Genomic DNA, 26,285 nt, shown 5'->3' with positions numbered 1-26,285 from the left:
GATACGAACCATGGTCGAATTCAACCTGCCCGCCAATTCCAAGGTCGGCGTCGGCAAGACCATCAACGCCGCCAGCGGCGCCAAGCGGGCGAAGACCTTCAAGATCTACCGCTGGTCGCCGGATGACGGGCAGAACCCGCGGGTCGACACCTACGTCGTCGACCTCGACAAGTTCGGCCCGATGATCCTGGACGCGATCATCTACATCAAGAACAACATCGACTCGACCCTGACCTTCCGGCGCTCGTGCCGCGAGGGCATCTGCGGGTCCTGCGCGATGAACATCGACGGCACCAACACGCTGGCCTGCCTGAAGGCCATCGAGGAGGTGAAGGGCGACGTCAAGATCTACCCGCTGCCGCACATGCCGGTGGTCAAGGATCTCGTCCCCGACCTGAAGCACATCTACGCCCAGCTCGCCTCGATCAAGCCGTGGCTGCAGTCGCAGTCGCCGGCCCCGAGCCGCGAGCGCCTGCAGTCGCCGGAGGACCGCGCCAAGCTGGACGGCCTCTACGAGTGCATCCTGTGCTTCTGCTGCTCGACCTCCTGCCCCAGCTACTGGTGGAACGGCGACCGCTACCTCGGCCCGTCGATCCTGCTCCAGGCCTACCGCTGGATCGTGGACAGCCGCGACGAGATGACGGGCGAGCGCCTCGACAACCTCGAGGATCCGTTCCGCCTCTACCGCTGCCACACCATCATGAACTGCACCAAGGCGTGCCCGAAGGGCCTCAATCCGGCCAAGGCCATCGCCGAGATCAAGAAGCTGATGGTTCAGCGCCGCTGATCCGTCCGTTTCGGTTCACCGATGAAGAACGGGGCGCCTCCGGAAGGGGGCGCCCCGTTTGCTTTGGCCTTTCGGCGGCGTCTCGGTTCACGCAAAGTCGGGATCGGTGGGCCGGGACGGCGGCAGGTCGTCGTTGGGCAGGGGGGAGGGCATGTCCTCCTGCGGGCCGGGGGTCGGCAGGTCCGGGTTGTCGGTCAGGGGCCCCGGGGTGGGAACGTCCTGGCCCGGCGGGGGGAAGGGCGGGGCCGCGCGCAGCGGCTGCGGAAAGGCGCTCGAATAGGTCCAGCCCATGGGTCGGTCGCTCCCGATGTGATGAGAATGTCCTGCATCAACCGTCCATCCGGCCCGTCTGCGCAGGTTGACCGGCGGCGATGAGGGGGTATGCTTTTCGAGGGAGCGAACCATCCGGATAGAACCAACCCGAAGCCAAAAAGGGAGAAGATCATGGGCAGCACGGCCGGTCAGGCGTTGAGCTACATCCAGGGCGAATGGATCGCGGGGAACCCCGCCATCGTCGGCCCGATGACTCACGCGCTCTGGCTGTCTTCGGTCGTCTTCGATGGCGCCCGCGCGTTCCAGGGCGTGGCCCCCGACCTCGACCGCCACTGTGCCCGTGTCGTGCGCTCCGCCCAGGTGATGGGCCTCGCCCCCATGCTGACCGCCGGCGAGATCGAGGAGCTGTGCTGGGACGGCATCCGCCGCTTCCCCAAGGAGGCCGAGCTGTACATCCGGCCCATGTTCTACGCGGAGGAGGGATTCGTCGCGCCCGACGCCGAGAGCACGCGCTTCGTCCTGTCGGTCTACGAGGCGCCGCTGCCCAGCGTCGCGGGCTTCACCGCCTGCCTGTCCAGCCGCCGCCGCCCGGTGCCGGACATGGCGCCGACCGAGGCCAAGGCCGCCTGCCTTTACCCCAACGCCGGGCTGGCGCTGAAGGAGGCGCGGGAGCGCGGCTTCGACAACGCCATCATGCTCGACCCCATCGGCAGCGTGGCGGAGTTCGCGACGGCCAACCTGTTCATCGCCAAGGACGGGGTGGTGCGCACGCCGGTGCACAACGGGACCTTCCTCAACGGCATCACCCGCCAGCGCGTGATCGCCCTGCTGCGCGACGACGGCGTGGCGGTGGAGGAGGCCACCCTGAGCCCCCGCGACGTGCTGGAGGCGGATGAGGTCTTCTCGACCGGCAATTACGCGAAGGTGGTGCCGGTCACCCGCGTCGAGGAGCGCGCCTTGCAACCCGGCCCCCTGGCGGCGCGCGCGCGCGGGCTCTATTGGGAGTTCGCCTTCCGCTGATCCGCTTCGGCTGACTCGGAATGCCGGTTTTCGGGCGGTATGCGGCCCGAAAGCCGGCTTGATAGATGGCCGGTTCCGCGGCATGATTCCTCCCAAGCGGTGAATCGGTCCGTCGAAGGACGCTGTCGGGGGGGAGATGATGCAATTCCGCGAACGCCGCCGCGTGATCCAGGTGATCCGCACCGTCTACGATCCGGACCTGAAGCGCGGTCGGTCGGAACTGGTCGGGAAGATCGACAAGGCCGCGCCCGTGGTCACCGACAGGCTTCAGAAAAGCTGCACGCCGGAGGAGTTGTCGGAGATCCTCACCTATCTGGACGACCGCCACAACCGCCTGCGCAACGAGGCGGTGCGCGCCGGGGCGGAAACCCTGCCGGCCCAGATGCGGGAGGCGGCGGAGTATTTCCGCACCCACCGTGACGACGACGCGCGGGCCTTCGCGACGGAAATCCGCTTGGCGTGGGAGGATTTGAAGACGGCCTTGCGTGAGGCCGGCTTTTCAAAGAGCAAGGTGCTGAAGAAGGCCGTCGACCGGGACAAGGCCCCAGAGAAGGCCCCAGAGAAAGCCGCTGAGAAGAAGGCCACGGCGAAGACGGAGGCGCCGACGCCATCCGTGTCTTTGACCGTGGACGGCGCGGCCGAGCCGGCGGCCGCACCGTCCCCCGCGGCACCGGTTCGCAAACCGCGCGCAAGGAAGGCGCGGACCGCGCCCGCCACTGCCGTGGCCGCTGAGGGGACGTCCTCCGACTCCGGCAGTGCCGGCTCCTCTCCCGCCGCCTGACGGTCGGATCGAGTCAACTGCCTTCGCGGATCAGCGCGCTGGCGGCGTTGCGGTGGTGAGTCAGTGCGCCGGTGAGGCGGGACAGCCAGGCATCGCCGCCCGTGCGGTCTGCGGGCAGGGAGCGGCGCCGTTGCGCGGAGCCCCGGCGGGCCTCGGCGGCCAGCCGGTCGTGCAGGCGAAGAGCGGCGGCGCGGGCGAGGGCGGCGTGACGCTCCGCCCCCTCCAGAAGCGCCGTCCGCACCGCGCTGCGGGGCGGTGCGTCGTCGTGGCGGCGTTCAAGCTCTTCCAGAAGGGATGAACGCCGAGGCGTTCCGCAGAGTCCGGTCATGGCCGGACGATAAGCTCTTCCGATGACGCAGTAAGGGATATTTGTCCTAGGACAGAGTGCCGCAGGGCTGACGCTTACTGGCTCGCCCAGACGATGCGGGCCATCCAGGCGACTTCGGCGCGCGGGATGCTGCGGTCCGGGTGGGCGCGGTTGATGGAAATCAGCTCGATCTTGGTGGCGGTTTCGCGAAGGAGTTGCTTCGCCATCACCTCGCCGCCCTTGGTGCGGACGACGACACGGTCGTTGCGCCGGATCTGTGCGGCAGGCGAGACGATGATGGTGTCGCCGTCGCGGTAGACGGGGTCCATGCTGTCCCCGGCGATCTCCAGAGCGTAGGCGTGGGGATCTCCGATGCTGGGAAACAGAAGCTCGTCCCAGCCCACACCCGAGGGAAAGCCGGCGTCGTCGAAGAAACCCGCGTTGCCCGCCTGCGCATAGCCGATGACCGGCACCCGCTGGAGCGAGCCGGCGCCCGCGGCATCGCCGACGAGGCTGACGAACTCCGACAGCGACGCGCCGGTCGCCTCCAGAACCTTGGACACGCTCTCCGTCGAGGGCCAGCGGAGCTTGCCGTCGCCGGTGGTCCGCTTGCTCTTGTTGAAGGTCGTCGGGTCCAGCCCCGCGCGCCGCGCGAGTCCGGAAGCCGACAGCCCGTGCTGGGCCGCGAGGCGGTCGATCGCCCGCCAAATGTCCGCATGTTTGAGCATGGGAGGATAATCACATAAACGAACCAGCCCGTCCCTAGGAACCTATTCATATTTTCCTTGACGAAGGACTTTAATCAGTACATAACGTGAACATGTGTTCGCCAGCCGCGCGTGCCGCGGCCCATCCGGCGCTCCGCCCGAGAGCGAAGCTGCGCCCGCGAACCCAGAAGCTGCAATTTCCAGGGAGACCTCACGCATGGTCCAGCACCGCAACACGTTCATGGTTCTGTCCGACGCCGCCGGGGAACCGTTCGGCAGCGCGGAGGAGGCGTGGTTCTGGTCGGTCCAGGCGCAGGACGCCAAGGCCGCCGGCGCGCGCATCGCCGCCGGTCGCGGGCTGATCCAGCGCCCGTGCGAGCCCGGCGACGTGCTGTGCGCGGTGGACCGGCTGTACCGCCGTCGCCTGCTGATCCGCGACCATCTGCACGTGCTGGTCCATTACGGGCGCCGCCTGATGGCGCCGGACCCGGCGCGTTACCGCGAGCAGCGCGCCCACACCCTGTGGCGGGAGGCGTTCGACCGGCTCCGCCCGGTGCTGCGCGAGAAGGGCATCGTTCAGTGAGCACGCCGCTGCCCCAGCCTTGCCAAGTGGAGTCCTGCCAAGTGGTGCCCTGCCGGGAGGGAGCGGACGCGCCGCGTGTCTGGGTGGTCTTCCGGGGCGAGGCGGAGCTGTGGTGGCTGCGTCTGCTGAAGCCGGGGTTCTGCCACTGCTTCGCGCTGCTGCACGATGGGCGCCACTGGGTGATCGTCGATCCGCTCTCGTCCTTCACCGACGTGTCGGTCCTCGATCTGCCCGCGGCCTTCGACCTGCCGGGCTGGTACCACGGGATGGGCATGGCGGTGACCCCGGCGACGGTGCGGCGCGGCCTGAATCGTCCGGCCCCCTGGGCTCCCTTCACCTGCGTCGAGGCGATCAAGCGCCTGCTGGGGCTGCACGCGCCCGGCATCGTGACGCCCTGGCAGCTCTACCGGCATCTGGCGAGGCCCGTCCCCGCGGCCTGATTCGCGCCGCCGCCGGCCCGTCCGCCTTCCCGACGCCCTTTCATGCAAGGGCCTGTTTTCGCATCACGGACAAGGACCCCTCGCCCATGGCGAACCTGTTCAAGGCGCCCCGGCCGGCGCCGCCGCCTGCGCCCGCGCCGGATCCTCAACCCACGCCGACGCCCGCCCCCGAGCCGGCGCCGGTGCCCGTGGCGGTCCCGGAGCCGGCTCCCGCCACGACGCCCTGGTGGAATGCGCCTCCGGACCCGCTTCCCGAACCCGCCGCCCCGGCGGTGGAGGCTTCCGCTCCCGTGGCCTCACCCGCCGGCGATCCGCCCGCCGCCGGCCCGGCTCCGGCGACGGAGGAGGAGAAGGACCCGGCCAAGGCCGCGGAGGCGCTGATCCAGCGGCGCAACCGGGGACGGGCGGGGACGGTCCAGACGTCCTGGCGGGGCGCGCTGGACGTCGGCGCGCTGGTGCCGCTGCGCAAGCGCCTGTTGGGGGAGTGAGGCCATGAAGGACACCACGCACGGCACTCCCCAAGGGGGCCGCAAGGGGGATGCCGCATCCACGTCGCCGAACGGGCCGGAGCGTCTGCTGGAGCGCTACCGGGCGGCGCGGGAGCGCCGGTCGGTCTGGGAAAGCCATTGGCAGGACTGCTACGACCACGCCCTGCCCAACGGGCAGCCCTTCCGCGGCGGCGGCATCCCCGGCGAACGGCGGGTGGACCGGCTGTTCGACGGCACCGCGCCGGACGCCGTGGAACAGCTCGCCGCCAGCCTGCTGGCCGAGTTGACCCCGCCCTGGTCGCGCTGGTTCGGGCTGCAACCGGGTCCGTCGCTGCCGGACGGGGAGCGCGACCGCGTGGCCCCGATGCTCGACCGCGCCGCCGGCATCGTGCAGGCGCATGTCGACCGCTCCAACTTCGCGGTGGAGATCCATCAGGCCTTCCTCGACCTCGTGACGGTGGGCACCGCCTGCCTGCTGATGGAGGAGGCCCCGCCCGGCGGCGCCTCCAGCCTGCGCTTCACCGCGGTGCCGCTGGCCGAGGCGGTGCTGGAGGAGGGGGCGGACGGGCGGCTGGACGGCACCTTCCGGCGCAGCGAGGCGACGCTGGCCCAGATCGAGCGCCGCTTTCCCGGCGTGACCATCCCGGACGCGGTGCGGGAACGCGGAGCCGCGGAGCCGGACAGCCGCTTTCCGCTGGTCGAGGCGGTGCTTCCGGACGGGCTGGCCTACCGCTGGACGGTGGTGCTGGACAGCGGCTTGGCCGATCCCGCCACGCTGGCCGAGGGGCGCTTCGCGCAATCGCCGTTCATCAACTTCCGCTGGTTGAAGGCACCGGGGGAGACCTATGGCCGGTCGCCGGTCATGAAGGCGCTGCCCGACATCAAGACCGCCAACAAGGTGGTCGAGCTGGTGCTGAAGAACGCCTCCGTCGCCGTCACCGGCATCTGGCAGGCCGACGACGACGGGGTGCTGAACCCCGCGACCATCCGGCTGGTGCCGGGGACGATCATCCCCAAGGCGGTGGGGTCGGCCGGGCTGACGCCGCTCGCCAACCCCGGCCGGTTCGACGTGTCGCAGCTCGTGCTCGACGACCTGCGGGCGCGCATCCGCCACGCGCTGCTGGCCGACCGGCTGGGGCCGCTGGACCAGCCGCGCATGACCGCGACCGAGGTGATCGAACGCTCCGCCGAGATGGCCCGGCTGCTCGGCGCGACCTACGGGCGGCTCCAGGCGGAGCTGCTGACCCCGCTGGTGCTGCGCGCCGTCGGCATCCTGCGCCGCCGCGGCGAGATCCCGGACATCGCGGTGGACGGGCGCACGGTCGCGCTGCAGCACCGTTCCCCGCTGGCCCAGGCGCAGGCGCAGCGCGACGTCCAGGCGACGCTGCGCTGGCTGGACACCGCCCGCCAGCTCGGGCCGGAGGCGCTGTCCGCGGTGGACGTCGCGGCGACCGCGCGCTGGCTGGGCGAGGCCTTCGGCGTGCCCGCCAAGCTGGTGCGGGCGGAGGCGCCCCATGGCTGATCCGGCGGAGTGGAACAACGGCGGCTGGGCTTGGCTGGATGGAGCCTCGCCCGCCGAGGCGGTTCCGGCCGGCGATCCGGCGTCCAGCTTCGCCCGCTGCTTCGCCGGGCCGGACGGGGAGCGGGTGCTGGACACGCTGAAGGCGATGACGCTCGAACGCACGCTCGGCCCCGACGCCTCCGACGCCGCGCTGCGCGACCTGGAGGGCCAGCGCCGTCTGGTCGCCCTCATCCTCGCCCTGACCGCCCGTGGGCAGGGCGCCTAAAGTCTTTCATCGATAAGGAGCTATCCATGGCCGAGAACCTGCTGACGTCGACCGTTCCCGGCGCCCCGCCCGCGGTGCCCGAGAAGTTCCGCGATCCGGAAACCGGCGCGGTGCGCGTGGAGGCGCTGCTGAAGTCGTATCTGGAGCTGGAGCGCAAGCTGTCCGCTCCCGCCCCGGCCCCCGACCACCCCCACGACAGCGGTGAGCGGCCCGACCTGCTGGCGGCGCCGGGCGTGCCCGATGGGCCGGAGGGCTATTGCATTGCCTGCGACCACGGGCTGTTCGAGCCGGACCCGGCGATCAACGGCCGCCTGCACGGCGCCGGCTTCACGCCGGACCAGGCGCAGCTCGTCTACGACCTCGCCGCCGAGCGTCTGGTCCCGCTGATTCAGGAGCTGGCCGCCGAATTCCAGGCGGAACGCGAGGTCGAGCGGCTGTCCGCCCAGTTTGGCGGGGCCGAGCGCTGGCGGGAGGTGTCGCGGCAGCTCCACGCTTGGGCGGTGAAGAACCTGCCGTCCGCCGCGGTGGAGGGGCTGTCGACCACCTATGAGGGGGTGATGGCGCTTCACCGGATGATGACCGGCGGCGAGCCCGCCGCCCTGTCGATGCCGGCCGGCGCGCCGTCCGCCGGCGGGGAGGCGGAATTGCAGGCGCTGATGCGCGACCCCCGCTATTGGCGGGACCGCGACCCGGCGGTGGTGTCGAAGGTGACCGACGGGTTCCGGCGCCTGTATCCGACCGCCTGATCAGTCACCGGACCGGCGGCGCGGCGTGCTTCGCGGGAGGAGCCATGGTGGGGCCTGCGAACCCACGCCGCGCCGGATGGGCGAAATGTCGCAGCCGGTTTGAAAAGGACGAAGGGGGACCGGGGCGGGCAACTTGACCGTTGCGTGTTTGAAATAAAAAAGCGACGCTTTCGCGCAGAATGACAACCGCCCGGAAGCAGCCGGGTGTGACGATTGCCGTCGGGACCGTGATGACGCTGCGCCGCAAGATCCGCTGGCTGACCTGGATCGGCCTGATCGGCTGCCTGATGGCGGCAATCCCGGCGCTTTACCTGCTGCGCAGCGGTTTGATCACGGAGCGGGGACGGCTGACCCACGCGTTGGTTGGCTCGGCCCACGCCATGCTTGGCGAGATCAACGCGTCCATCGAGGCGGGCGCCTTGGCGCGGGACGAGGGCCAGGGGCAGGCGCGGCTGGCGCTGCGGGCGCTGGGGCGCGATCCCTTCCATGTCAGCGTGTTCACCGACGGGCGCGTGCCCGAGGGCTGGATGGGTGAGGGGCATTCGGTCCGGGCCAGCCTGACCTTCGAGCCCTGGGGCTGGGCCATCGCGGCGGCCAGCGGGACTGACGACCTCGACCGTGAGTTCGCCATGGAGGCCCTGGCCTTCGTCCTGTTCATCACCGTTCTGCTGGTGCTGAGCTGGCCGCTGTCGGTGTTCCTGTCGCAGCATGTGCTGGGCCCCATCGAGGCGCTGTCGGAGCGGATGGAGCGGCTGACCGAAGGGCAGACCGGCATCGACATCCCCGGCCGCGACCGCAAGGACGAGTTCGGCGCCATGGCCCGCGCCATGGATTATTTCCGGCAGGCCGCCGAGGCGTTGATCGTGCGCGACGAGCGGCTGTTCGGCATCATGAACAACATCGGCGAAGCCATCGTGCTGGTCGGCGAGGACGGGGTGGTCGAGGAGCACAACCCCGCCGCCGTCGCGCTGTTCGGCGTGCCCGCGGAGCGGCTCGACGGCCATCGCTTCGCCGACCTGTTCGCCGAGGAGGACCGCGAGCGGGTCGCCCGGCTGCTCGGGCTGGGAGCGCCGGGCGGGGACGGTGCGGCAGGACCGGGGACCGGCGGCCGCACGGAGCGCGCCGAGGAGCTGGTGATCGAGCGGGCGGATGGGCGGATCGACGCCTCGCTCTCCCTGTCCTGCCTGGACGTGCAGGGGCGGCGCAGCTACGTCTGCGCGCTGGCCGACATGACGGAGCGGCTGCGCCACGAGCGGGAGCTTCTGCGGCTGGCCACGCGGGACCGGCTGACTGGCCTGCCGAACCGCGCCCTCATCGAATCGCTGCTCGACACTTCGATCGAGCGGGCGCGCCGCCATGGCCGGGGCTTCGCGGTGCTGTGCCTGGACCTGTCGCGCTTCAAGCTGATCACCGACACGCTGGGCCACCATGCCGGGGATCTGCTGCTGCAGGAGGTGGCCTCGCGGATCGTCGTCACGGTGCGGGCCAGCGACACGGTGGGGCGCATCGGCACCGACGACTTCGCGGTGATCCTGGACGAGGTGGGCGAGGCGAAGGAGGCGGAGATCGCCGCCCAGCGCATCCTGGCTGCTTTCGACGAGCCGGTGCTGCTGATGGGGACGGAGCATTACGTCCGTCCGTCGATCGGCATCGCCCTGTTCCCCGACCATGCCGACAGCGCGCAGGAACTCATCCGCTCCGCCGACACGGCGCTCTATGCGGTCAAGCGGGCCGGCGGCAAGCGCCACGCCTTCTTCCGCAAGGAGCTGGCCGACCAGGCGCACCGCCATCTGGCGCTGGACCGCGACCTGCGGGCGGCGCTGGCGCGCGGGGAGTTCCAGCTCCACTATCAGCCCAAGGTTTCGCTGATCGACCAGTCGCTGGAGGGGTTCGAGGCGCTTCTGCGCTGGGACAAGCCCGGCTTCGGCATGATTTCACCCGGCGAGTTCATTCCGGTCGCCGAGGACACCGGTTTCATCGTGCCGCTCGGCGACTGGGTGCTCGACGAGGCGTGCCGCCAGTTGCGTGAGTGGATCGACCGCGGGCTGGAGCCGGTGCCGGTGGCCGTCAACATCTCGCCGCGCCACCTGCGCCAGCGCTCCGCCGAGGATTTCCGCCGCATCATCGACCGCCACCGCCTGTCGCCCGATCTCGTCGAGCTGGAGATCACGGAGGGCGCGGTGATGCAGGACATGGACCACGCTCTGTCCGTGCTGGCGGCGCTGAAGGCCATGGGCATCCGCGTGGCGGTGGACGATTTCGGCACCGGCCACTCCTCGCTGAGCTACCTGAAGCGGCTGCCGGTGACGACGCTGAAGATCGACCGCTCCTTCGTGAACGGCGTGCCGAGCGAGCGGGAGGACAACGGCATCGTCTCCACCATCATCGCCATGGCCGACATGCTGGGGCTGGACGTGGTGGCGGAGGGGGTGGAGAAGCAGGAGCAGGCCAATTTCCTGCGCCACCACAATTGCACCCTGGTCCAGGGCTGGCTGACCGGGCGCCCGGTTCCCGCCGGTCAGGCCGCCGACCTGCTGGCCATGCGCCTGCGCCGGTCGGCGTGAGATCCGGAAGAACCGGGGGCCGTCGCCCCCGGTCCGTCCTCCCGATTCGGCCCTGACGTCAGCGCAGCGCGCCCTTGACGTCCTCGTACTTGTCCTTCTGCCAGGACTCCAGGCCCTTGAGGTCGTTCTCCGTCATGTCGACGGTCAGGCGCTTTCCCTTCATGTGCAGCCGCTCCAGCGGCAGGACGACGTCCTTGTCGCTGAAGTCGGCGATGTGATCGACGTCGATCACCGCGAAGGTCTGGCCGCCCTTGCGGACGATGCCCTCGATTTCGGCGATGTCCTTGCCGTCGCTGCCGTAGACGTCCTTCCCCTTGAGCTGGGCCGCGGTCATCTTCGCGACCGCCGGGTCGAGCGATCCGTGGGTGGCGGCGACCTGCCCGGTCGCCTTGTTGCTCGGGACCTCCTTGGCGGTGGTTCCGGACGTGCCTTCGGCCAGGGCCGGCGTGGCGAGCAGAAGCGCGGCGACGCCACAGGCGGTGATGATCGTCTTCATGAAGCGTATTCCTTTTTTATGCCGTGTTTTCGGGCCGTTGAGGCCAACCATTCAACAGCGTGGCTCCGGGGGATATTCCATGCCCCAAGGGAGTACCGCGCCAAGGGGATGATTGTTCGATAAAGGAAAATATTCTTGACATGAAAGGGCGCATGTCCTAGAAACACTCTTGCCAACGCCCGTCGTGCGTCCCCTCACACGATGGGCCGCGGCATCCCGAACCTCCCTCCATGCCTGTCCTGAAAGGGGCTGACCGGACAACCGAAAGGCCCGGCCAGCCCCTTTCTTTTTTCGCGCTTCGCCCGCGGCCGGGCGCGCGTCCCCTCGTCCTGTTCCGGGATCGGGCGCGCCTGACAACCGGGTGGCGGAATGCTTCCCGCCGGACGGAACCCCCGCAGAACGCGAAAGGAATACAATCCAATGTCCACCTCGGTCACCCAGGCTTTCGTCAAGCAGTTCGAACGCGAAGTGCACGACGCCTACCAGCGCATGGGCTCCAAGCTGCGCAACACGGTGCGCACCAAGAACAACGTCCAGGGCGCCTCCACCGTCTTCCAGAAGGTCGGCAAGGGCACCGCCTCGACCAAGGCGCGCCACGGCGCGGTTCCGGTGATGAACCTGGACCACACGCCGGTCGAATGCACCCTCTACGACTTCTACGCCGGCGACTGGGTCGATCGGCTGGACGAGCTGAAGACCAACATCGACGAACGGCAGATCATCGCCAGCGCCGGCGCCTACGCGCTGGGCCGCAAGACCGATGAACTCATCCTGGGTGAGTTGAACCGCTCCACCAACTACGCGGGTGCGTCCAGCGACGGGCTGACCAAGGCGAAGGTGTTGACGGCCTTCGAGAAGCTGGGCGAGTCCGACGTGCCGGACGACGGCCAGCGCTACGCCGTCGTCGGCTGGAAGCAGTGGAGCCAGCTTCTGGGCATCGACGAGTTCGCCAGCACCGAATATGTCGGCGCCGACGAGCTGCCCTGGCGCGGCACCCAGGCCAAGCGCTGGCTGGGCACGCTGTGGATGCCCCATTCCGGCCTGAAGGCGGAGGGTGGCGTTCGGCTGTGCCACTGGTACCACAAGACGGCCATCGGCCACGCCTCCGGTTCCGACGTGAAGACGGACATCTCGTGGCACGGCGATCGGGCCGCGCATTTCGTGAACAACATGATGTCGCAGGGCGCCGGCCTGATCGACGCGGCGGGCGTCGTCACCATGCGCTGCCTGGAAGCCTGACGCCCTCCCTGCCGACGATCGAAACGGAGTTTTCCCATGGCCTATCTTCCGAAGGACCTGAGTGTCCTCGCCTACGCCAACGGCTTCACCCTGTGGCACTACACGACGCCGGACGCCGCCGCGCTGGTGGACAACAGCGGCTATTTCAACGGCGCGTCCGACCTGCTGCGCAGCGGCGACATGATCCTGGCCAACACCGGCACCGCCGGGGCGCCCGCCGCCGGCGTCCTCGTCGTCGCCGCAAACGCGGCGGGGGTGGTGGACGTCGCCAACCTGTCGCCCTTCGGCGCGTCCAACACCGACTGACGACCCCTTTCCCACCCACATTCTGGAGACAGCATCATGACCGTTTCTTCCGGTTGTTCCTGGCTGGTTCCCACCGGCGCCGTTCTCGCGTTCGGCGGCGCCAGCGCCCCCGACGGCTATCTGTTCTGCGACGGCAGCCTGCTCGACTACGCCAGCCACCCCGCCCTTGCGGCGATCCTGGGCCGGACGTTCAGCGGCGCCTCCGACGCCACCGGCACCTTTCGTGTCCCCGATCTGCGCGGGCGCGTGCCCGCCGGCCTGGACGGCATGGGCGGCACCGCGGCCAACCGCGTGACCTCCGCCGGAGCCGGCATCGACGGCACGACCCTCGGTGCGGCGGGCGGCGAGCAGGTCCACACCCTGACCATCGAGGAGATGCCGAACCACAGCCACGATGTGATGTGGTTCAAGATGGGAAACAACTTCGCGGGCGGCAACGGCGCCATTCCCCAGCGTCAGCAAACCTCGAGCGTCGGCGGCGGCCAGCCGCACAACACCGTGCAGCCGACCCTGATCCTGAATTACGTCATCAAGACCTGATCACGGCTCACGCCAAGCCGGGGCGTTCAGGCGCCCCGGCATCCTTCCTCTGTTTCGAAGGATCGATCCCATGGCATTGACGGCTATCGGGCTGTGCAGCCGCGCGCTCATCAAGATCGGGGCGACGGCGATTACCGCCTTCGACGAGGGCACCGCCGAGGCGGAGGTCGCGGGGGCGCTCTTTGAGCCGGCACGCGACGCGCTGCTCTCCGCCAACGCCTGGAGCTTCGCCACCCGGCAGGCGCGGCTGGCGCGGCTGGCCGACGACCCGGTCGCCGATTACGGCGTAGCCTTCCAGCTTCCCGCCGATTTCCTGCGCGCGCTCGGCGCCGGGGCGGGCGGGCGGGGCCGCGGGCTGGACTACCGCATCGCCGGGCGGGCGCTGCACGCGGCCTCCGACGCGGTGGTGCTGACCTATGTCGGGCGCCCGGCGGAGGAGGACTTTCCCGCCTTCTTCGATCAGGCGCTGATCGCCCGGCTGGCCGCGGAGTTCTGCATCCCGCTGACCGAGAGCACGAGCCGGGCGGAACTGCTGCAGCGGCTGGCCGAGAGCGAGTTCCGCCGCGCCCGCCAGATTGACGCCCTGCAGGACAGCCAGCCGGGCTTCGAGGATTTCACCCTGATCGACGCGAGGGGCTGATGGCGCGGGTTCGTCAGGTGAAGACCAACTTCACGGCGGGGGAGATTTCCCGCCGGCTGCTCGGGCGCGGCGACCTGCGCGCCTACGACAACGGGGCGCTGGCGCTGCGCAACCTGTTCATCCACCCGACGGGCGGGGTGACGCGCCGCTCCGGCCTCGCCTTCGTCGATCCGGCCCGCGGCGACGGGCGGCTGGTCGCCTTCGAGTTCAACACCGAGCAGACCTATCTGCTGGTCTTCTCCGAGGGGCGGATCGACGTCTATGGCAACGACACGCCCATCGCCAGCGTGGAGGCCCCGTGGACCGCCGCCCAGCTTCCCCAGATTACCTGGACGCAGAGCGCCGACACGCTGCTGGTCTGCCACCCCGACGTGCCGCCGCGCAAGCTGACCCGCAGCGGCGCCGACGCCTGGGCGCTGACCGGCTGGAGCTACGTCGCAGAGGGGGAGCGGGTGGCGATGCCCTTCTACCGCTTCGCCGACCCGGCCGTGACGCTGACCCCGTCGGGCACCGACGGGCTGGTGACGGTGACCGCCTCCGCCCCGGTCTTCGACCCGAAGCAGGAGGGGGCCCGCCTGCGCATCCAGGGCAAACAGCTCCGCGTCGAGGGGGTGGTGTCGGCGACCCAGGTCACCGCGACGGCGCTGGAGACGTTGGCGGGAACCGCCGCGACGACGGCCTGGGACGAGCAGTCCTTCTCGCCGCTGCGCGGCTGGCCGGTGTCGGCGGCCTTCCACCAGGACCGTCTGGTCATCGGCGGGTCGCGCGACCTGCCCAACCGGCTGTGGCTGTCGCGCTCCGCCGACCTGTGGAATTTCGACCTGGGCACCGGGCAGGACGACGAGGCCATCGAGTTCGGCATCCTGTCCGATCAGGTGAACGCGGTGCGCGCCGTCTTCTCCGGGCGGCATCTCCAGGTCTTCACCTCGGGCGCGGAATACATGGTGTCGGGCGATCCGCTGACCCCGCAGAACATCCAGGTCCACCGGCAGACGCGCATCGGCTCCCCCGTCGACCGCTCCGTCCCGCCGCGCGACGTTGACGGGGCCACCCTGTTCGTGTCGCGCAACGGGCGGGAGATCCGCGAATTCCTCTACACCGACACCGAGGCCGCCTATCAGGCCAACGATCTGGCGCTGCTGGCCCGTCATCTGGTGGTGAGGCCGCGCGACCAGGATTACGACCAGGGCCGCCGGCTGATGTTCGTGGTGATGGAGGACGGCGCGCTGTGCGCCCTGACCGTCTACCGGCTGGAGCAGGTGACCGCCTGGACCCGGCTGGAGACCGATGGGGCGGTGCGCTCCGTCGCGGTGGTCGGGGACGAGGTCTACGCGCTGGTCGACCGCGCCGGGCGGTGGAGCGTGGAACGCTTCGACGACGCTTTGAACCTCGACGCCGCGCTGGTCGGCGACCATGAGGCCCCGACCGCGGTGTGGAGCGGGCTGGACCATCTGGAGGGGCGCAGCGTCGCGGTGGTCGCCGACGGCACGGTGCGAGCCGACGCCACCGTCGCCGCGGGAAAGATCGTGCTCGACCCACCGGCCCGCCACGTCGAGGCCGGTCTGCCCTACAGCCACCGCATCGAGCCGCTGCCGGTCAGCCTGCTCGGTCAGGCGGGCGGAACCGACGCGGTGCGGCTGGTCTCCGTCGGCTTCCGGCTGGAGGAGACGGCGGCGCTGCACGCCGATCTGGGGCGCGGCCTTCAGGAATTGCCGCTGCACCGGACGGGGCCGCAGCCCGCGGGCGGCGTTCCGGCGCTGGTCTCCGGCGACCGCAAGCTGCGGGCGCTGGGCTGGCGGCGCGACAGCGACCGGCCGCTGTGGAGCATCCGGCAGGACGCGCCGCTGCCCTTCACGCTTTTGTCCGTAACCATGGAATTGAGGGTGAACGACTGATGGGCGGAATCACGACCCTGGCCACGACGGCGCTGCCGCTGGCCAACGCCGTCGCCGACACGGTGGACCGCGTCTCCGGCACTTCGGACAGCGCGCGCCGGCAGCAGGCCGCCGACGAGCGCCGCTACGCCTATCAGACGGAGCAGCAGCGCCTGCAATGGCAGCGCGAGGACGAACTGCGCCGCCAGGACCAGGAGCTTCAGCGCCAGAAGGAGGAGCAGGCCCGCGCCGAGGCGGAGCGGCAGCGCGCCCGCGAGATGGACTGGCTGGCGCAGAGCCAGAACCTGGCCGCCCAGCAGCTCCGCACCGGGCAGGCCGCCACGCTGGCGGACAAGGAAGGGGACGCCCGCACGCGGCTGGCCCAGATGTCCGCCGCCGCGCAATCCGACGAGCGGCGGCGCGTGGACGCCCTGCGCCGCACCGTGGCGCGCACCCGCGCCACGCTCGGCTCCAACGGGGTCAGCGCGGCGGACGGCTCCGGCGAGGCGATCCTGCTCGGCGTCGTTAAGGACAGCGCCGCGGAGCGCGGGGAGGCGGAGGGGGCCGACCGGCTGAAGCGCGAGGCCATCCAGCAGGAGGTGGACAGCGTGCGCCGACGCAACCTGCTGGAACAGGCGCAGCTCGCCGAGCGCCAGCGGCTGGAATTCATGAGCCGCTTCTACTGACGCTTCCGCCCCGCCGAATCTTTTCGTTCCACGCAGCAGGAGGGGCGCACCCATGCCCAGCGCAATCGACGTTCCGCGCGGCAACCCGCGCGTCCAGTATCTTGCCGACGGCGTGCAGACGGACTTTACCTTTCCGTTCCCGGTCTTCGAGGACGGCGACCTTCAGGTCTTCCTGGGCGCGGCGCGGCAGACCACCGGCTATGCGGTGAGCGGCGCCGGGGAAACCGCGGGCGGCGCGGTGGCCTTCACGGAGCCGCCGGAGGCCGGGACGCCCGTGCTGCTGCGCCGCCGCCTGCCCATCGAGCGGATGAGCGATTTCCTGGAGAGCGGGCCGCTTCCGGCCTCCAGCCTCAACCGCGAGTTCGATCAGCTGACCGCCGCGCTCCAGCAGGTGGCCGGCGATCAGGAACTGATGCTGCGCTACACCGACACCGACCTGCCGGCCTCCAACCGCTTGCCGGAGCGGGTGGTGCGGGCAGGGCAACTCCTGGCGTTCGATACGCTGGGCAACCCGATCGCCCGCCCGCCGGTGGACGAGGAGGCGCTGTCCACCTTCGTCGCCCCCGGCGCCGGCGCGGTGCGCCGCCCGGTGCGGGAAAAGCTGGCCGACGCCCTGTCGGTGAAGGATTTCGGTGCGGTCGGCGACGGGATCGTGGACGACACGCGGGCGATCCAGGCCGCGCTGACCAGCGCGGACGCCATCCATGTGCCGCCGGGCACCTACCGGATCACCAACACGCTGACGGTGGGCTACGGCCAGACTCTGTATGGCGCCGGGCAGAGGTCGGTCATCGCCGGCGCCTCGGCCGCGTTCGACCTGATCCATCTGCCGGACGGCTACGCCACGGTGAGCGGCCTGCGGCTGGAGAAAGGGGACGCCGCGGTGAGGCTGTTCGGGCGGGACGGCCCCTGCGTGCACAACACGCTGAGCGACCTGACCATCTGGGACCCGCGGGTCGGGCTGCTGTTCGACGGCCACACCGATCCCAACCGGCCCTGCTACTGGAACATGGTGTCGCGGGTTCTGGTGGCCCGCCCGTCGCTGCACGGGGTGTGGCTGACCCGGACGGGGGAGGGCGACACGCCCAACGCCAACCGCTTTTCCAGGGTGCGCGTCTATTCCCTGTCGGCGCCCATCGCCGGCTGCGGCTTCTTCGTGGAGCAGGGCAAGTACAACAACAGCTTCCAGGACTGCGAGGCCAACCTGTCGACCATGGCGCTGGCCTGCTTCCGCGTCGGCGCCAACACCGACAAGACGCTGATCCTGAACTTCTACGCCGAATCGCTGGGCGGCGTGCCCAACGTGCAGCTCGACGCAGGGTCGGTGGAGACGGCCATCGTCAATCTGCTGTCGATGTCCGCCGGCCCGGCCATCTACGACCTTTCGGGCGGCCGCTACACGGCGGTGAACGCCGGTTATCCGGAAAAGAACCGGCTGGCGCGCAGCCGCGTCTCCGAACTGGTCGTCGAAGCCCTGCGCTACGACACCGAATATGTGGAGCCGCAGGGCGGCGGGGTGGTCGCGCTGGACCTCGCCAGCTCCGTCTATCTGGTCAGCGCCTACAGCGGCGACGTGGAGCTTCGGCTGCCGGCGGCGGACGCGGCCAACGGCCACGCGGTGACGGTGAAGCGGACGGACGCCTCCGTCCACCGACTGACCGTCACCGAGGACGGCGGGCCGGGACCGGACGGCCGGACGGTGGCGCTGGGCAACCGCTACGACTTCGTGACCATGGTCTCGAACGGGGCCGGCTGGTGGGTGGTGGCCGGCAACAACCGCCCGGGCAACGCCTATTTCCACGACCGGCCGGGCCTGTTCGAGCCGGACCTGAACCAGGCGCTGTATCTGGTCAGCGCCTTCAATGGCGCGGTCACGGTGCGGCTGCCGCCGCCGGGGGCGCTGCACGCGGTCGGGCGCACGGTGACGGTCAAGAAGGCCGACGTGTCGGGCAACCCGGTCACCGTCACCGTGCAGGGCGGCGGCGGTCCGGACAACGCTCCGGTGACCCTGGGCGCCACCGGCAGCGCGGTTACGGCGATGTCCAACGGCGCCGGCTGGCACATTCTGGGCCGGGTGGCGTGATGGAGGCGGAAACGCGCAAGAAGGGTTTCTTCGCCTTCGTCCAGGACTGGAACCGGCAATCGGAGCTGACCACCCCCCGCCACCATCTGCAGATCGCCGCGTGGCTGGAACGGCAGGCGGTGGGGGTCGGGACTGTCGGCATCGGGTCCTTAGGAATGGGGCCGCGCCTGCTGCTGATGGCCTTCCGCGGGGCGGGCAAGTCGTCCATCGTCGGCCTGTTCGCGGCCTGGATGCTCTACCAGGACCCCAACCGGCGGCTGCTCGTCCTGGCGGCGGACCTGAAGCTGGCCAAGAAGATGGTGCGCAACGTCAAGCGCATCATCGAGCGCCATCCCGACACCCGCGGCCTGAAGCCCCCGGCGAAGGAGCGCGACCAGTGGGCGGCCGACCAGTTCACCGTGGTGCGGGCTCAGGAGTTGCGCGACCCCTCCATGGTGGCGGCGGGTGTGGTTGGCAACATCACGGGCAGCCGCGCCGACGTGGTGATCTGCGACGACGTCGAGGTGCCGCGCACCTCCGGCAGTCCGGGCAAGCGCGCCGACCTGCGCGAGAGGCTGGCGGAGATCGACTATCTGCTGGTGCCGGGCGGGGTGCAGCTCTATGTCGGGACGCCGCACAGCTACTACTCCATCTACGCGGAGGAGCCGCGGGCGGAGGCCGGGGAGATGCGGCCCTTCCTGGACGGCTTCGCGCGGCTGGTCCTGCCGGTCTACACCGACGGTCCGGACGGCCGGCGCCGCTACGCTTGGCCGCAGCGCTTCGGCGAGGCCCACGTCAACCGCATCCGCAAGACGACCGGCCCCAACAAATTCACCAGCCAGATGCTGCTGCAGCCGGTCAACGAGGCGGAGGGCTTCCTCGACCCCGACCGGCTGGGCCGCTACGACGGCGAACTGGAATACCGGGAGTCGGCGGGGCGGGCGGTGCTGACGCTCAACGGCCTGCGCATGGCCTCCGCCTCCTGCTGGTGGGACCCGGCCTTCGCGCGGCCGGCGGCGGAGGGCGGCAAGCCCGGCGATTCCAGCGTCGTCGCCGCGGTGTTCGGCGGGGCGGACGGGCGCTTCTACCTGCACCGCGTGCTCTACCTGTCGGTGGACCCCGGCGATCCGGACACCGAGGCGGAGCAGCAGTGCCTCCAGGTCGCTCGCTTCCTGGAGCGGCATCACCTGCCGGCGGTGCATGTGGAGATCAACGGCATCGGGCGCTTCCTTCCCGGTCTGCTGCGCAAGGCGCTGCGCACGGAGAAGGTCGGCGCCGCCGTGGTCGAGGAGGCCAGCCGCCGCGCCAAGGCGCTGCGCATCCGCGAGGCGTTCGACGCCCTCCTGGCCGACCGCCGGCTGCTCGCCCACGCCGTGGTGTGGGAGACGCCCTTCATCCGCGAAATGCGCGAATGGTCGCCGGACGGGCGCTACACGGGCCGCGACGACGGGCTAGACGCGGTGGCCGGGGCGCTGTCCTGCGAACCCTTCCGCTTCGACCGCCAGCCGGCGCCGGGGCGCAAGCCGGACTGGCGCGCCGCGGCGGCGTTGCCCCCAGTGGAGGACTGGGGCGTGTGACCATGCACGCGAAGTCCCGCGGGCCCGCGAAGTCCCATGGTTCGACGGGCCGCCTTCCCTGACCGGAGGGCGGCCCTTTCTTTTTGCTTTTTTTTGGAGAACGGAGATGCAGGAGTCCATCGACCTGTCCTGGTGGATCACGGCGGTCGAGTTGCCGGTCATGGGCGGGCTGTTCTGGCTGATCGCCCGGCTGCGCCGGGATGCGGAAGCCGCGCTGGAGACGGTGCGGGCGCGCGCCGAGACCGCCCAGGCGCAGGTCCGCGAGAGCTTGGCCGCCTACAAGCTGGAGGTCGCCAAGACCTACGTCTCGGTCGCGACGCTGAAGGATGTGGAGCGGCGGCTGACCGACCATCTGCTGCGCATCGAGACCAAGCTGGAAAACGGCTGCGCGCCGTTCGCCCAGCCCTACGTTCCGCCCTACGGCGACGGAGGCCGCCGATGAGGGGGCGCGTCCTGAAACCGGAACCCGGACCGGCGGCTCCCCCGCGGGGGCCGTCCGCCGACACGCCCGGCCAAGCCATCGACACGCTCGCCCGCACCCTGTGGGGGGAGGCGCGCGGCGAATCCGTGCGGGCCATGGAGGCGGTGGCGTTGGTCGTGATGAACCGCGTCGGCCGGGCGCGCGACCATGGAGGGTGGTGGTGGGGCAATGACGTCGTCGCCGTCTGCCGTCTGCCGGGGCAATTTCCCTGCTGGGACCCGGACGCGCCGGGGCGGCTCGGGCTGCTGTCGGTGACTGCCGCTGACCCGGTCTTCGCCGCGGCCCGGCGGATCGCCCGCCGCGCGGTGGCCGGTCTGCTCGACGATCCGACCGGCGGCGCGACTCACCTGCACCGGGCGGGTGAAAACCCGCAATGGGCGCAAGGGCGCAGCGTCTGTGCCGAGATCGGCGGGATCCAGTTCTACAACGACGTCGAATGACGCCTCGTGCGGCACCGGCGTCCCCCCGACGCGTTCCGGCGGGCCGGACATCCGGGTCCGGACCGCCGCCGCGGAAGGAGAGGGTGGAGCGGACCGGTCAGGCGGCTTCCTTGATCATCGCCAGATAGATCTTCCAGGCCGTCTCGACCGAGACGCCGCCGGCGCGCGACCCGGCGGCCAGCATCGCCGCCGAGGGCTTCAGCGGAACGGGCGTGCTGCTGGGCTCGACGGTGGCGGCCAGGGGGGCGCCCTCCACGCTGGACATGATCACCCCATGGATGCGCGAATCGAGCGCGTGTTCCACCGGGTGCCGTTCCTTCACAACATTCATCGCAATCGCGTTCATGGGGCATCTCCTTGCTTGCCCATCTCTCAGCAATCCCGATGCCAGTTCCGGAAAGTTGCCGCCGAAGCGGCGGATGTTCCGGAGAATCCTTGATTCTGCTGCTTTTCCGTGTGGTCGCCGGGGTACGATCCGGCGGAATGGGGAATTTTCCTTCTGCAAAATGCTGCGGGATTCCCAAAGCCACATTTGCAAATTGCGAAGCAAACAGCGCAACGTCCCATTCTGAAGTTATCAACGGTCCGCCGGTCCTCCCGAATTTGCCACGGCTGGCTTCGGCGGCCGGCTTTGCGCTAAGGTCGCCGTGCCATGACTGAACGGATCATCTTTCATATGTGCCGCGCCGCGGAGTGGGAACGGGCGCTCGCCGCCGGGGCCTACCACGGCTCGTCGCAGGACGCGGCGGACGGCTTCATCCACTTCTCCACCGGCGCCCAAGTCGAGGAAAGCGCGGCCAAGCACCGTGCCGGTCAGGACGGCCTCGTCCTGCTGACGGTGGACGGCGCCGCGCTGGGCGACGCGCTCCGCTGGGAGCCGTCGCGCGGCGGCCAGCTCTTCCCCCACCTTTACGGCCCGCTGCCGCCCGCGGCGGTGCTGCGCGCCGATCCGCTGCCGCTGGGGCCGGACGGCCGCCACCTCTTTCCGGCGACCTTCAAGGACGCCGCCTTCAAGGACACCACACCGTGATCGACCTGTTTCCCATCGTCGGCCCCGTCCTGCGCAGCTTCGATCCGGAGACGGCGCACGGGCTGACCATCAAGGCCCTGTCGAGCGGGCTGATGCCGCCGGTGCGGGAAAAGGACGACCCCATCCTGCGGACCACGGTGATGGGGCTGGACTTCGCCAACCCGGTCGGCCTCGCCGCCGGATTCGACAAGAACGCCGAGGTGGTCGACGCCATGCTGCGTCTGGGCTTCGGCTTCGTCGAGGCGGGCAGCGTCACCCCTCGCCCGCAGCCCGGCAACCCCAAGCCGCGCCTGTTCCGCGCGCCGGAGCAGGGCGCCGTCATCAACCGCCTGGGCTTCAACAACGAGGGGCTGGAGCCCTTCGCCCAGCGGCTGGAGCGGCGGCTGTCCGGTGGTCGCAAGGCGCCGGGAATCGTCGGGGCCAACCTCGGCAAGAACAAGGACACGGTGGAGGCCGCGGACGATTACGTCCTCGGCGTGACCCGGGTGGCGGCGCTGGTCGATTATCTGGTCGTCAACGTGTCCTCCCCCAACACGCCGGGCCTGCGCGCGCTCCAGGGGCGCGACCCGCTGCGCACCCTTCTGGGCCGCGTTCTCGACGCCCGGTCCGCCTGCAAGCTGGCCAAGGCGCCGCCCGTCCTGCTGAAGATCGCCCCCGACCTGACGGACGAGGACAAGGCCGACATCGCCGCGGTCGCGCTGGAAACGGGCATCGACGGGCTGATCGTGTCCAACACCACCATCGCCCGGCCGGCGGAGATCCCGGAACCGCTGCGCGCGGAAACCGGCGGCCTGTCCGGCAGGCCGCTCTTCGCGCCTTCCACCGCCGTCCTGCGCGAGATGTACGGGCTGACCGGCGGCAAGGTGCCGCTGGTCGGGGTCGGCGGCATCGCGTCGGGCGCCGACGCCTACGCCAAGATCCGCGCCGGCGCCTCGCTGGTGCAGTTCTACTCCGCGCTGGTCTATGCCGGGCCGGCGCTGGTGCTGGCGATCCGCCGCGACCTCGCCGCCCTGCTGTGCCGCGACGGCTTCGCCTCGTTGAGCGACGCCGTGGGGGCGGATCACCGCTGAGCGGGGCAGGGGGAACCGGCGCATGGCGGCCCTGATCAAGTCGGCCTTGATCCATGGGGTGGCCGTCGCTGCGGCGGCCTCGGTCGTCCTCGGCCTGCCGGACCTGTCGCCGGGCACCGACCCGGCGGTGGGGTGGCTCGGTGGCGGGCTGATCCTTCTGGCGGGCCTCGTCGTGGATCTGCACCGCCGGCTGGCCTGCCGGGAGCGTGAAGCCCTGGGCCGGTTGGACCGTCTTCAGAAGAGTGTGGATGCGCTGACCGAACGGCTGGACCGGCGGACCGCGCCGGCTCAAGCCGTCGACTCCGCCGCCGCTCACGAGGCCGTCCTTCAGGAGGTCAAGCTCCTGCACGCGCTGGTCGCCCGGCTCGGCGAATCCCGGCCGCCCGAGGCCCCCGAACCGCCGCGGCCGTCCCACCCGTCCCGTGCAGCGTTCCAGGCCCCGCGTCCGCCGGACCTGCGGTCCCCGTCCAGCGTCGCGGCCCCGCCGCTGGACGACGCCGCCGTTCTGGAAGCGGTGCGCGACGCGCTGGCCGCCGACCGGATCGACGTCCACCTCCAGCCGATCGTCAGCCTGCCCCAGCGCAAGCACCGCTTCTTCGAGGTGTTCTCGCGGGTGCGCGCGGCCGACGGGGCGCTGATCCTGCCGGACCGCTATCTGGAGATCGCGGAGCGCGCGGGGCTGATGGCCACCATCGACAATCTCCTGCTGGTCCGCTGCATCCAGCTGATCCGCGAGACGGAGCGGCGCCAGCACGCCATCGGCTTCTTCTGCAACATGTCCGCCGCCACGCTCAGCGACGCGGAATTCATGCGGCAGTTCCTCGACCTGTTGGCCCGGAACCAGACGCTGGTGCCCAAGCTGGTGTTCGAGTTGAGCCAACAGGAACTGCGGGCGGGCGGGGCGGTGACGATGGGCATTCTGTCGCAGCTGTCCCGCATCGGCTTCCGCTTCTCCATGGACCGGGTGAGCGATCTGGACATCGACGTGGACGCGCTGCTGCGCCACGACATCCGCTATCTGAAGCTGGACTGCGCCCTGCTGCTCGACCCCGCCCTGGCGCCGCGCGTCGAGGCGCTGCGCCGCCGCCTGGACGGCACGGGGATCGACCTCATCGCCGAGAAGATCGAGACGGAGACACAGCTCGACGCGATCCTGCGCAGCGGCATCGATTTCGGCCAGGGCTACCGGTTCGGCGAACCGAGGCCCGCGCGCAAAGCGCCGTGAAATAATTTTGCAAGGAAATTCGCCATTCGGGCGGCGAATTCAGGCCGGAAAGGCTCCCGGCACCCTTGACAGAAAGCCCACCCGCATTAGAGATTTCGCCTCCCGGCATCCGCCGGGTGCGATGCAAACAGTCAAATGGTGACTTCGGTGACGTCCAACATCGCCATCACGCTGCCCGATGGTAGCGTGCGGGAGTTCGACCGGCCGGTGACGGGGCTTGAGATTGCCCAGTCCATCGGGCCGCGCCTTGCCAAGGATGCGCTTGCCGTCAAGCTCGACGGCGAGGTGAAGGACCTCACCACCACCGTCACCACCAACGCCAAGATCGAGATCGTCACGCGCAGTCATCCCGACGCGCTCGAGGTCATCCGTCACGACGCCGCCCACGTCCTCGCCGACGCCGTGCAGAAGCTCTATCCGGGCACGCAGGTGACCATCGGTCCGGCGATCGCCAACGGCTTCTATTATGACTTCGCGCGCGAGGAACCCTTCACGCCCGACGATCTGCAGAAGATCGAGGCGAAGATGCGCGAGATCGTCGCCAAGGACGTTCCCATCGTCCGCGAGGTCTGGACCCGCGACGATGCGGTCGCCTACTTCAAGAAGCTCGGCGAGCATTACAAGGCCGAGCTGATCGAGGCGATCCCGGCGGACCAGGACATCAGCGTCTATCGCCAGGACGACTGGCTGGACCTGTGCCGCGGCCCGCACGCCCCGACGACCGGCAAGGTCGGCAACGGCTTCAAGCTGATGAAGGTGGCCGGCGCCTACTGGCGCGGCGACAGCCGCAACCCCATGCTCCAGCGCATCTACGGCACCGCGTGGCGCGACGAGAAGGAGCTGAAGGCCTACCTGCACCAGCTCGAGGAGGCGGAGAAGCGCGACCACCGCCGGCTGGGCAAGGAGCTGGACCTGTTCCACGTGCAGGAGGAGGCCGTCGGCTCGGTCTTCTGGCATCCGAAGGGCTGGACGCTGTTCCGCACGCTGGAGACCTACATCCGCACCAAGCTGAGCCAGGCGGACTACGTCGAGGTCAAGACGCCGCAGCTGATCGACAGCTCGCTGTTCAAGGCGTCGGGCCACTGGGACATGTATGGCGACAACATGTTCAAGGTCTCGGCGGACGACGGCGAGAAGATGCTCGGCATCAAGCCGATGAATTGTCCGGGCCATGTGCAGATCTTCAAGCACGGGCTGCGTTCCTACCGCGACCTGCCGATCCGCATGGCGGAGTTCGGGGCCTGCCACCGCAACGAGCCGTCGGGCGCGCTGCACGGCATCCTGCGCGTGCGCGCCTTCACCCAGGACGACGCCCACATCTTTTGCACCGAAGATCAGGTGGCGAGCGAAGCGGCGGAGTATTTCAAGCTGCAGCTCGGCGTGTACCGGGATCTGGGCTTCGACAAGATCGCGGTGAAGCTGGCGCTGCGTCCCGACGTGCGCACCGGCTCCGACGACCTGTGGGACCGGGCGGAAGGCGCGCTGCGCCAAGCGCTCGACGCCGCCGGGCTGGAGTATGAGGACCTGCCGGGCGAGGGCGCCTTTTACGGCCCGAAGGTGGAGTTCCACCTGACCGACGCCATCGGGCGCACTTGGCAGTGCGGCACGCTCCAGTACGATCCCAACCTTCCCGAGCGGCTGGACGCTTCCTACATCGGCGAGGACGGCGCCCGCCACCGTCCGGTGATGCTGCACCGGGCCATCCTGGGGTCGCTGGAACGCTTCATCGGCATGCTGATCGAGCATTACGCCGGCAAGTTCCCGATGTGGCTCGCCCCGGTCCAGGCGGTGGTCTGCACCATCACCAACGAGGCCGACGGTTATGGGCAGGAGGTCGTCAGCCTGCTCAAGCGCCATGGCATCCGCGCCGAACTCGACACCCGGAACGAGAAGATCAACCTGAAGGTCCGCGAACACAGCCTTCAGAAGGTTCCCGTCCTGGTGGTTGTGGGCAAGCGCGAGGCGGAGGAGCGGACGGTCGCCCTCCGTACCCTCGGTGGTAAGGATCAGGAAGTTCTTGCCCTCGACGCGGCGCTCAATAAACTGAGTGAGGAGGCAAGGTCCCCCGCGGGCGCCGCCGCCTTCGATTCGCCGTTTTAACCGACCGCACCGTTCGGGCGGGCTTCCCTCCGGGAG

General features: G+C 70.0%; 29 protein-coding genes. 24 read left to right on the top strand and 5 right to left on the bottom strand.

Going from position 1 to position 26,285, the window contains the following annotated elements:
- Nucleotides 1-10 precede the first annotated feature (10 nt).
- Nucleotides 11-787 (top strand): succinate dehydrogenase iron-sulfur subunit, encoded by a 777-nt coding sequence (locus tag ABAZ39_RS11835; protein ID WP_014241601.1) that lies wholly within the window; start codon nucleotides 11-13, stop codon nucleotides 785-787.
- 87 nt (nucleotides 788-874) lie between these two features.
- Here the strand turns inward: ABAZ39_RS11835 and ABAZ39_RS11830 are convergent, their stop codons facing one another.
- Entirely contained in the window at nucleotides 875-1,078 is a 204-nt protein-coding gene (locus ABAZ39_RS11830; RefSeq protein ID WP_035675800.1) for a hypothetical protein, read from the bottom strand.
- A gap of 153 nt (nucleotides 1,079-1,231) precedes the next feature.
- Here ABAZ39_RS11830 and ABAZ39_RS11825 point away from each other — a divergent pair, with 153 nt between their 5' ends.
- Nucleotides 1,232-2,080, top strand: coding sequence for a branched-chain amino acid aminotransferase (locus tag ABAZ39_RS11825; RefSeq protein ID WP_038529581.1), 849 nt, complete (start codon nucleotides 1,232-1,234; stop codon nucleotides 2,078-2,080).
- Between the two features lie 136 nt (nucleotides 2,081-2,216).
- The gene (locus tag ABAZ39_RS11820) at nucleotides 2,217-2,861 is read left to right on the top strand and encodes a hypothetical protein (protein ID WP_038529579.1); all 645 of its coding nucleotides are present in this window, start codon (nucleotides 2,217-2,219) and stop codon (nucleotides 2,859-2,861) included.
- 13 nt (nucleotides 2,862-2,874) lie between these two features.
- Here the strand turns inward: ABAZ39_RS11820 and ABAZ39_RS11815 are convergent, their stop codons facing one another.
- Together ABAZ39_RS11815 and ABAZ39_RS11810 are read right to left on the bottom strand one after the other, a co-directional pair.
- Entirely contained in the window at nucleotides 2,875-3,189 is a 315-nt protein-coding gene (locus ABAZ39_RS11815) for a hypothetical protein (protein ID WP_038529577.1), read from the bottom strand.
- A gap of 74 nt (nucleotides 3,190-3,263) precedes the next feature.
- The gene (locus tag ABAZ39_RS11810) at nucleotides 3,264-3,896 is read right to left on the bottom strand and encodes a S24 family peptidase (RefSeq protein WP_014241596.1); all 633 of its coding nucleotides are present in this window, start codon (nucleotides 3,894-3,896) and stop codon (nucleotides 3,264-3,266) included.
- Nucleotides 3,897-4,092: 196 nt separating this feature from the next.
- Between ABAZ39_RS11810 and ABAZ39_RS11805 the strand changes: the two genes are divergently transcribed.
- The 7 genes from ABAZ39_RS11805 (at nucleotide 4,093) to ABAZ39_RS11775 (ending at nucleotide 10,483) form a co-directional block, all read left to right on the top strand.
- Entirely contained in the window at nucleotides 4,093-4,458 is a 366-nt protein-coding gene (locus ABAZ39_RS11805) for a hypothetical protein (protein WP_038529575.1), read from the top strand.
- Nucleotides 4,455-4,898 carry a hypothetical protein gene (locus ABAZ39_RS11800; RefSeq protein ID WP_247881581.1) on the top strand — a complete coding sequence of 148 codons (444 nt, stop codon included), beginning with the start codon at nucleotides 4,455-4,457 and terminating at the stop codon, nucleotides 4,896-4,898. The genes ABAZ39_RS11805 and ABAZ39_RS11800 overlap by 4 nt, the downstream gene beginning before the upstream one ends.
- Before the next feature lie 86 nt (nucleotides 4,899-4,984).
- Nucleotides 4,985-5,386: a hypothetical protein gene (locus tag ABAZ39_RS36655; RefSeq protein WP_038529572.1), complete on the top strand. Its 402-nt coding sequence runs from the start codon at nucleotides 4,985-4,987 to the stop codon at nucleotides 5,384-5,386.
- A gap of 4 nt (nucleotides 5,387-5,390) precedes the next feature.
- Entirely contained in the window at nucleotides 5,391-6,908 is a 1,518-nt protein-coding gene (locus tag ABAZ39_RS11790; protein WP_038529570.1) for a portal protein, read from the top strand.
- Nucleotides 6,901-7,173, top strand: a complete 273-nt coding sequence (locus ABAZ39_RS11785) for a Bbp19 family protein (RefSeq protein ID WP_038529568.1) — start codon at nucleotides 6,901-6,903, stop codon at nucleotides 7,171-7,173. The genes ABAZ39_RS11790 and ABAZ39_RS11785 overlap by 8 nt, the downstream gene beginning before the upstream one ends.
- A gap of 26 nt (nucleotides 7,174-7,199) precedes the next feature.
- Nucleotides 7,200-7,919: a capsid assembly protein gene (locus ABAZ39_RS11780; protein ID WP_038529566.1), complete on the top strand. Its 720-nt coding sequence runs from the start codon at nucleotides 7,200-7,202 to the stop codon at nucleotides 7,917-7,919.
- Nucleotides 7,920-8,125: 206 nt separating this feature from the next.
- Nucleotides 8,126-10,483, top strand: a complete 2,358-nt coding sequence (locus tag ABAZ39_RS11775) for a putative bifunctional diguanylate cyclase/phosphodiesterase (RefSeq protein ID WP_247881580.1) — start codon at nucleotides 8,126-8,128, stop codon at nucleotides 10,481-10,483.
- Nucleotides 10,484-10,541: 58 nt separating this feature from the next.
- Here ABAZ39_RS11775 and ABAZ39_RS11770 read toward each other — a convergent pair whose 3' ends face one another.
- A complete protein-coding gene (locus tag ABAZ39_RS11770; protein WP_038529564.1) occupies nucleotides 10,542-10,979 on the bottom strand; it encodes a PRC-barrel domain-containing protein in 438 nt (145 codons plus the stop codon).
- A gap of 420 nt (nucleotides 10,980-11,399) precedes the next feature.
- Between ABAZ39_RS11770 and ABAZ39_RS11765 the strand changes: the two genes are divergently transcribed.
- The 10 genes from ABAZ39_RS11765 to ABAZ39_RS11720 all read left to right on the top strand — a co-directional run bounded on the left by ABAZ39_RS11765 (nucleotide 11,400) and on the right by ABAZ39_RS11720 (nucleotide 20,824).
- The gene (locus ABAZ39_RS11765; protein WP_038529562.1) at nucleotides 11,400-12,218 is read left to right on the top strand and encodes a phage capsid protein; all 819 of its coding nucleotides are present in this window, start codon (nucleotides 11,400-11,402) and stop codon (nucleotides 12,216-12,218) included.
- Nucleotides 12,219-12,254: 36 nt separating this feature from the next.
- Nucleotides 12,255-12,524: a hypothetical protein gene (locus ABAZ39_RS11760; protein ID WP_038529560.1), complete on the top strand. Its 270-nt coding sequence runs from the start codon at nucleotides 12,255-12,257 to the stop codon at nucleotides 12,522-12,524.
- A 36-nt stretch (nucleotides 12,525-12,560) separates the two neighbouring features.
- On the top strand, nucleotides 12,561-13,064 hold the full coding sequence (locus tag ABAZ39_RS11755; protein WP_038529557.1) for a phage tail protein: 504 nt from the start codon (nucleotides 12,561-12,563) through the stop codon (nucleotides 13,062-13,064).
- Between the two features lie 70 nt (nucleotides 13,065-13,134).
- Nucleotides 13,135-13,704 (top strand): phage connector family protein, encoded by a 570-nt coding sequence (locus tag ABAZ39_RS11750; RefSeq protein ID WP_038529555.1) that lies wholly within the window; start codon nucleotides 13,135-13,137, stop codon nucleotides 13,702-13,704.
- Nucleotides 13,704-15,599: a phage tail protein gene (locus ABAZ39_RS11745; RefSeq protein WP_038529553.1), complete on the top strand. Its 1,896-nt coding sequence runs from the start codon at nucleotides 13,704-13,706 to the stop codon at nucleotides 15,597-15,599. The genes ABAZ39_RS11750 and ABAZ39_RS11745 overlap by 1 nt, the downstream gene beginning before the upstream one ends.
- Nucleotides 15,599-16,264 carry a hypothetical protein gene (locus ABAZ39_RS32985; protein WP_051657978.1) on the top strand — a complete coding sequence of 222 codons (666 nt, stop codon included), beginning with the start codon at nucleotides 15,599-15,601 and terminating at the stop codon, nucleotides 16,262-16,264. Before ABAZ39_RS11745 ends, ABAZ39_RS32985 begins: the two co-directional genes overlap by 1 nt.
- Before the next feature lie 52 nt (nucleotides 16,265-16,316).
- Nucleotides 16,317-18,347 carry a glycosyl hydrolase family 28-related protein gene (locus tag ABAZ39_RS11735; RefSeq protein ID WP_038529551.1) on the top strand — a complete coding sequence of 677 codons (2,031 nt, stop codon included), beginning with the start codon at nucleotides 16,317-16,319 and terminating at the stop codon, nucleotides 18,345-18,347.
- On the top strand, nucleotides 18,347-19,903 hold the full coding sequence (gene terL, locus ABAZ39_RS11730) for a phage terminase large subunit (protein WP_038529549.1): 1,557 nt from the start codon (nucleotides 18,347-18,349) through the stop codon (nucleotides 19,901-19,903). Before ABAZ39_RS11735 ends, terL begins: the two co-directional genes overlap by 1 nt.
- A 106-nt stretch (nucleotides 19,904-20,009) precedes the next feature.
- Nucleotides 20,010-20,345: a hypothetical protein gene (locus ABAZ39_RS11725; protein ID WP_051657977.1), complete on the top strand. Its 336-nt coding sequence runs from the start codon at nucleotides 20,010-20,012 to the stop codon at nucleotides 20,343-20,345.
- Entirely contained in the window at nucleotides 20,342-20,824 is a 483-nt protein-coding gene (locus tag ABAZ39_RS11720; protein WP_038529547.1) for a cell wall hydrolase, read from the top strand. Before ABAZ39_RS11725 ends, ABAZ39_RS11720 begins: the two co-directional genes overlap by 4 nt.
- Nucleotides 20,825-20,921: 97 nt before the next feature.
- On the opposite strand, the gene ABAZ39_RS11715 is transcribed toward ABAZ39_RS11720, so the two are convergent.
- Nucleotides 20,922-21,170: a hypothetical protein gene (locus ABAZ39_RS11715; RefSeq protein ID WP_038529545.1), complete on the bottom strand. Its 249-nt coding sequence runs from the start codon at nucleotides 21,168-21,170 to the stop codon at nucleotides 20,922-20,924.
- Nucleotides 21,171-21,476: 306 nt separating this feature from the next.
- Between ABAZ39_RS11715 and ABAZ39_RS11710 the strand changes: the two genes are divergently transcribed.
- The 4 genes from ABAZ39_RS11710 to thrS all read left to right on the top strand — a co-directional run bounded on the left by ABAZ39_RS11710 (nucleotide 21,477) and on the right by thrS (nucleotide 26,249).
- Entirely contained in the window at nucleotides 21,477-21,854 is a 378-nt protein-coding gene (locus ABAZ39_RS11710; protein ID WP_038529543.1) for a DUF952 domain-containing protein, read from the top strand.
- On the top strand, nucleotides 21,851-22,924 hold the full coding sequence (locus ABAZ39_RS11705; RefSeq protein WP_038529541.1) for a quinone-dependent dihydroorotate dehydrogenase: 1,074 nt from the start codon (nucleotides 21,851-21,853) through the stop codon (nucleotides 22,922-22,924). The genes ABAZ39_RS11710 and ABAZ39_RS11705 overlap by 4 nt, the downstream gene beginning before the upstream one ends.
- Nucleotides 22,925-22,946: 22 nt before the next feature.
- Nucleotides 22,947-24,149, top strand: coding sequence for an EAL domain-containing protein (locus ABAZ39_RS11700; RefSeq protein ID WP_038529539.1), 1,203 nt, complete (start codon nucleotides 22,947-22,949; stop codon nucleotides 24,147-24,149).
- Nucleotides 24,150-24,284: 135 nt separating this feature from the next.
- Entirely contained in the window at nucleotides 24,285-26,249 is a 1,965-nt protein-coding gene (gene thrS / locus ABAZ39_RS11695; RefSeq protein ID WP_038529537.1) for a threonine--tRNA ligase, read from the top strand.
- Nucleotides 26,250-26,285: the final 36 nt, after the last annotated feature.

This window comes from Azospirillum argentinense (genome assembly GCF_000632475.1).
In the GTDB taxonomy this organism is placed as follows: domain Bacteria; phylum Pseudomonadota; class Alphaproteobacteria; order Azospirillales; family Azospirillaceae; genus Azospirillum; species Azospirillum baldaniorum.
The sequence above is the reverse complement of the archived record's forward strand: the minus strand, read 5'-3'. Positions and strand labels throughout refer to the sequence as shown.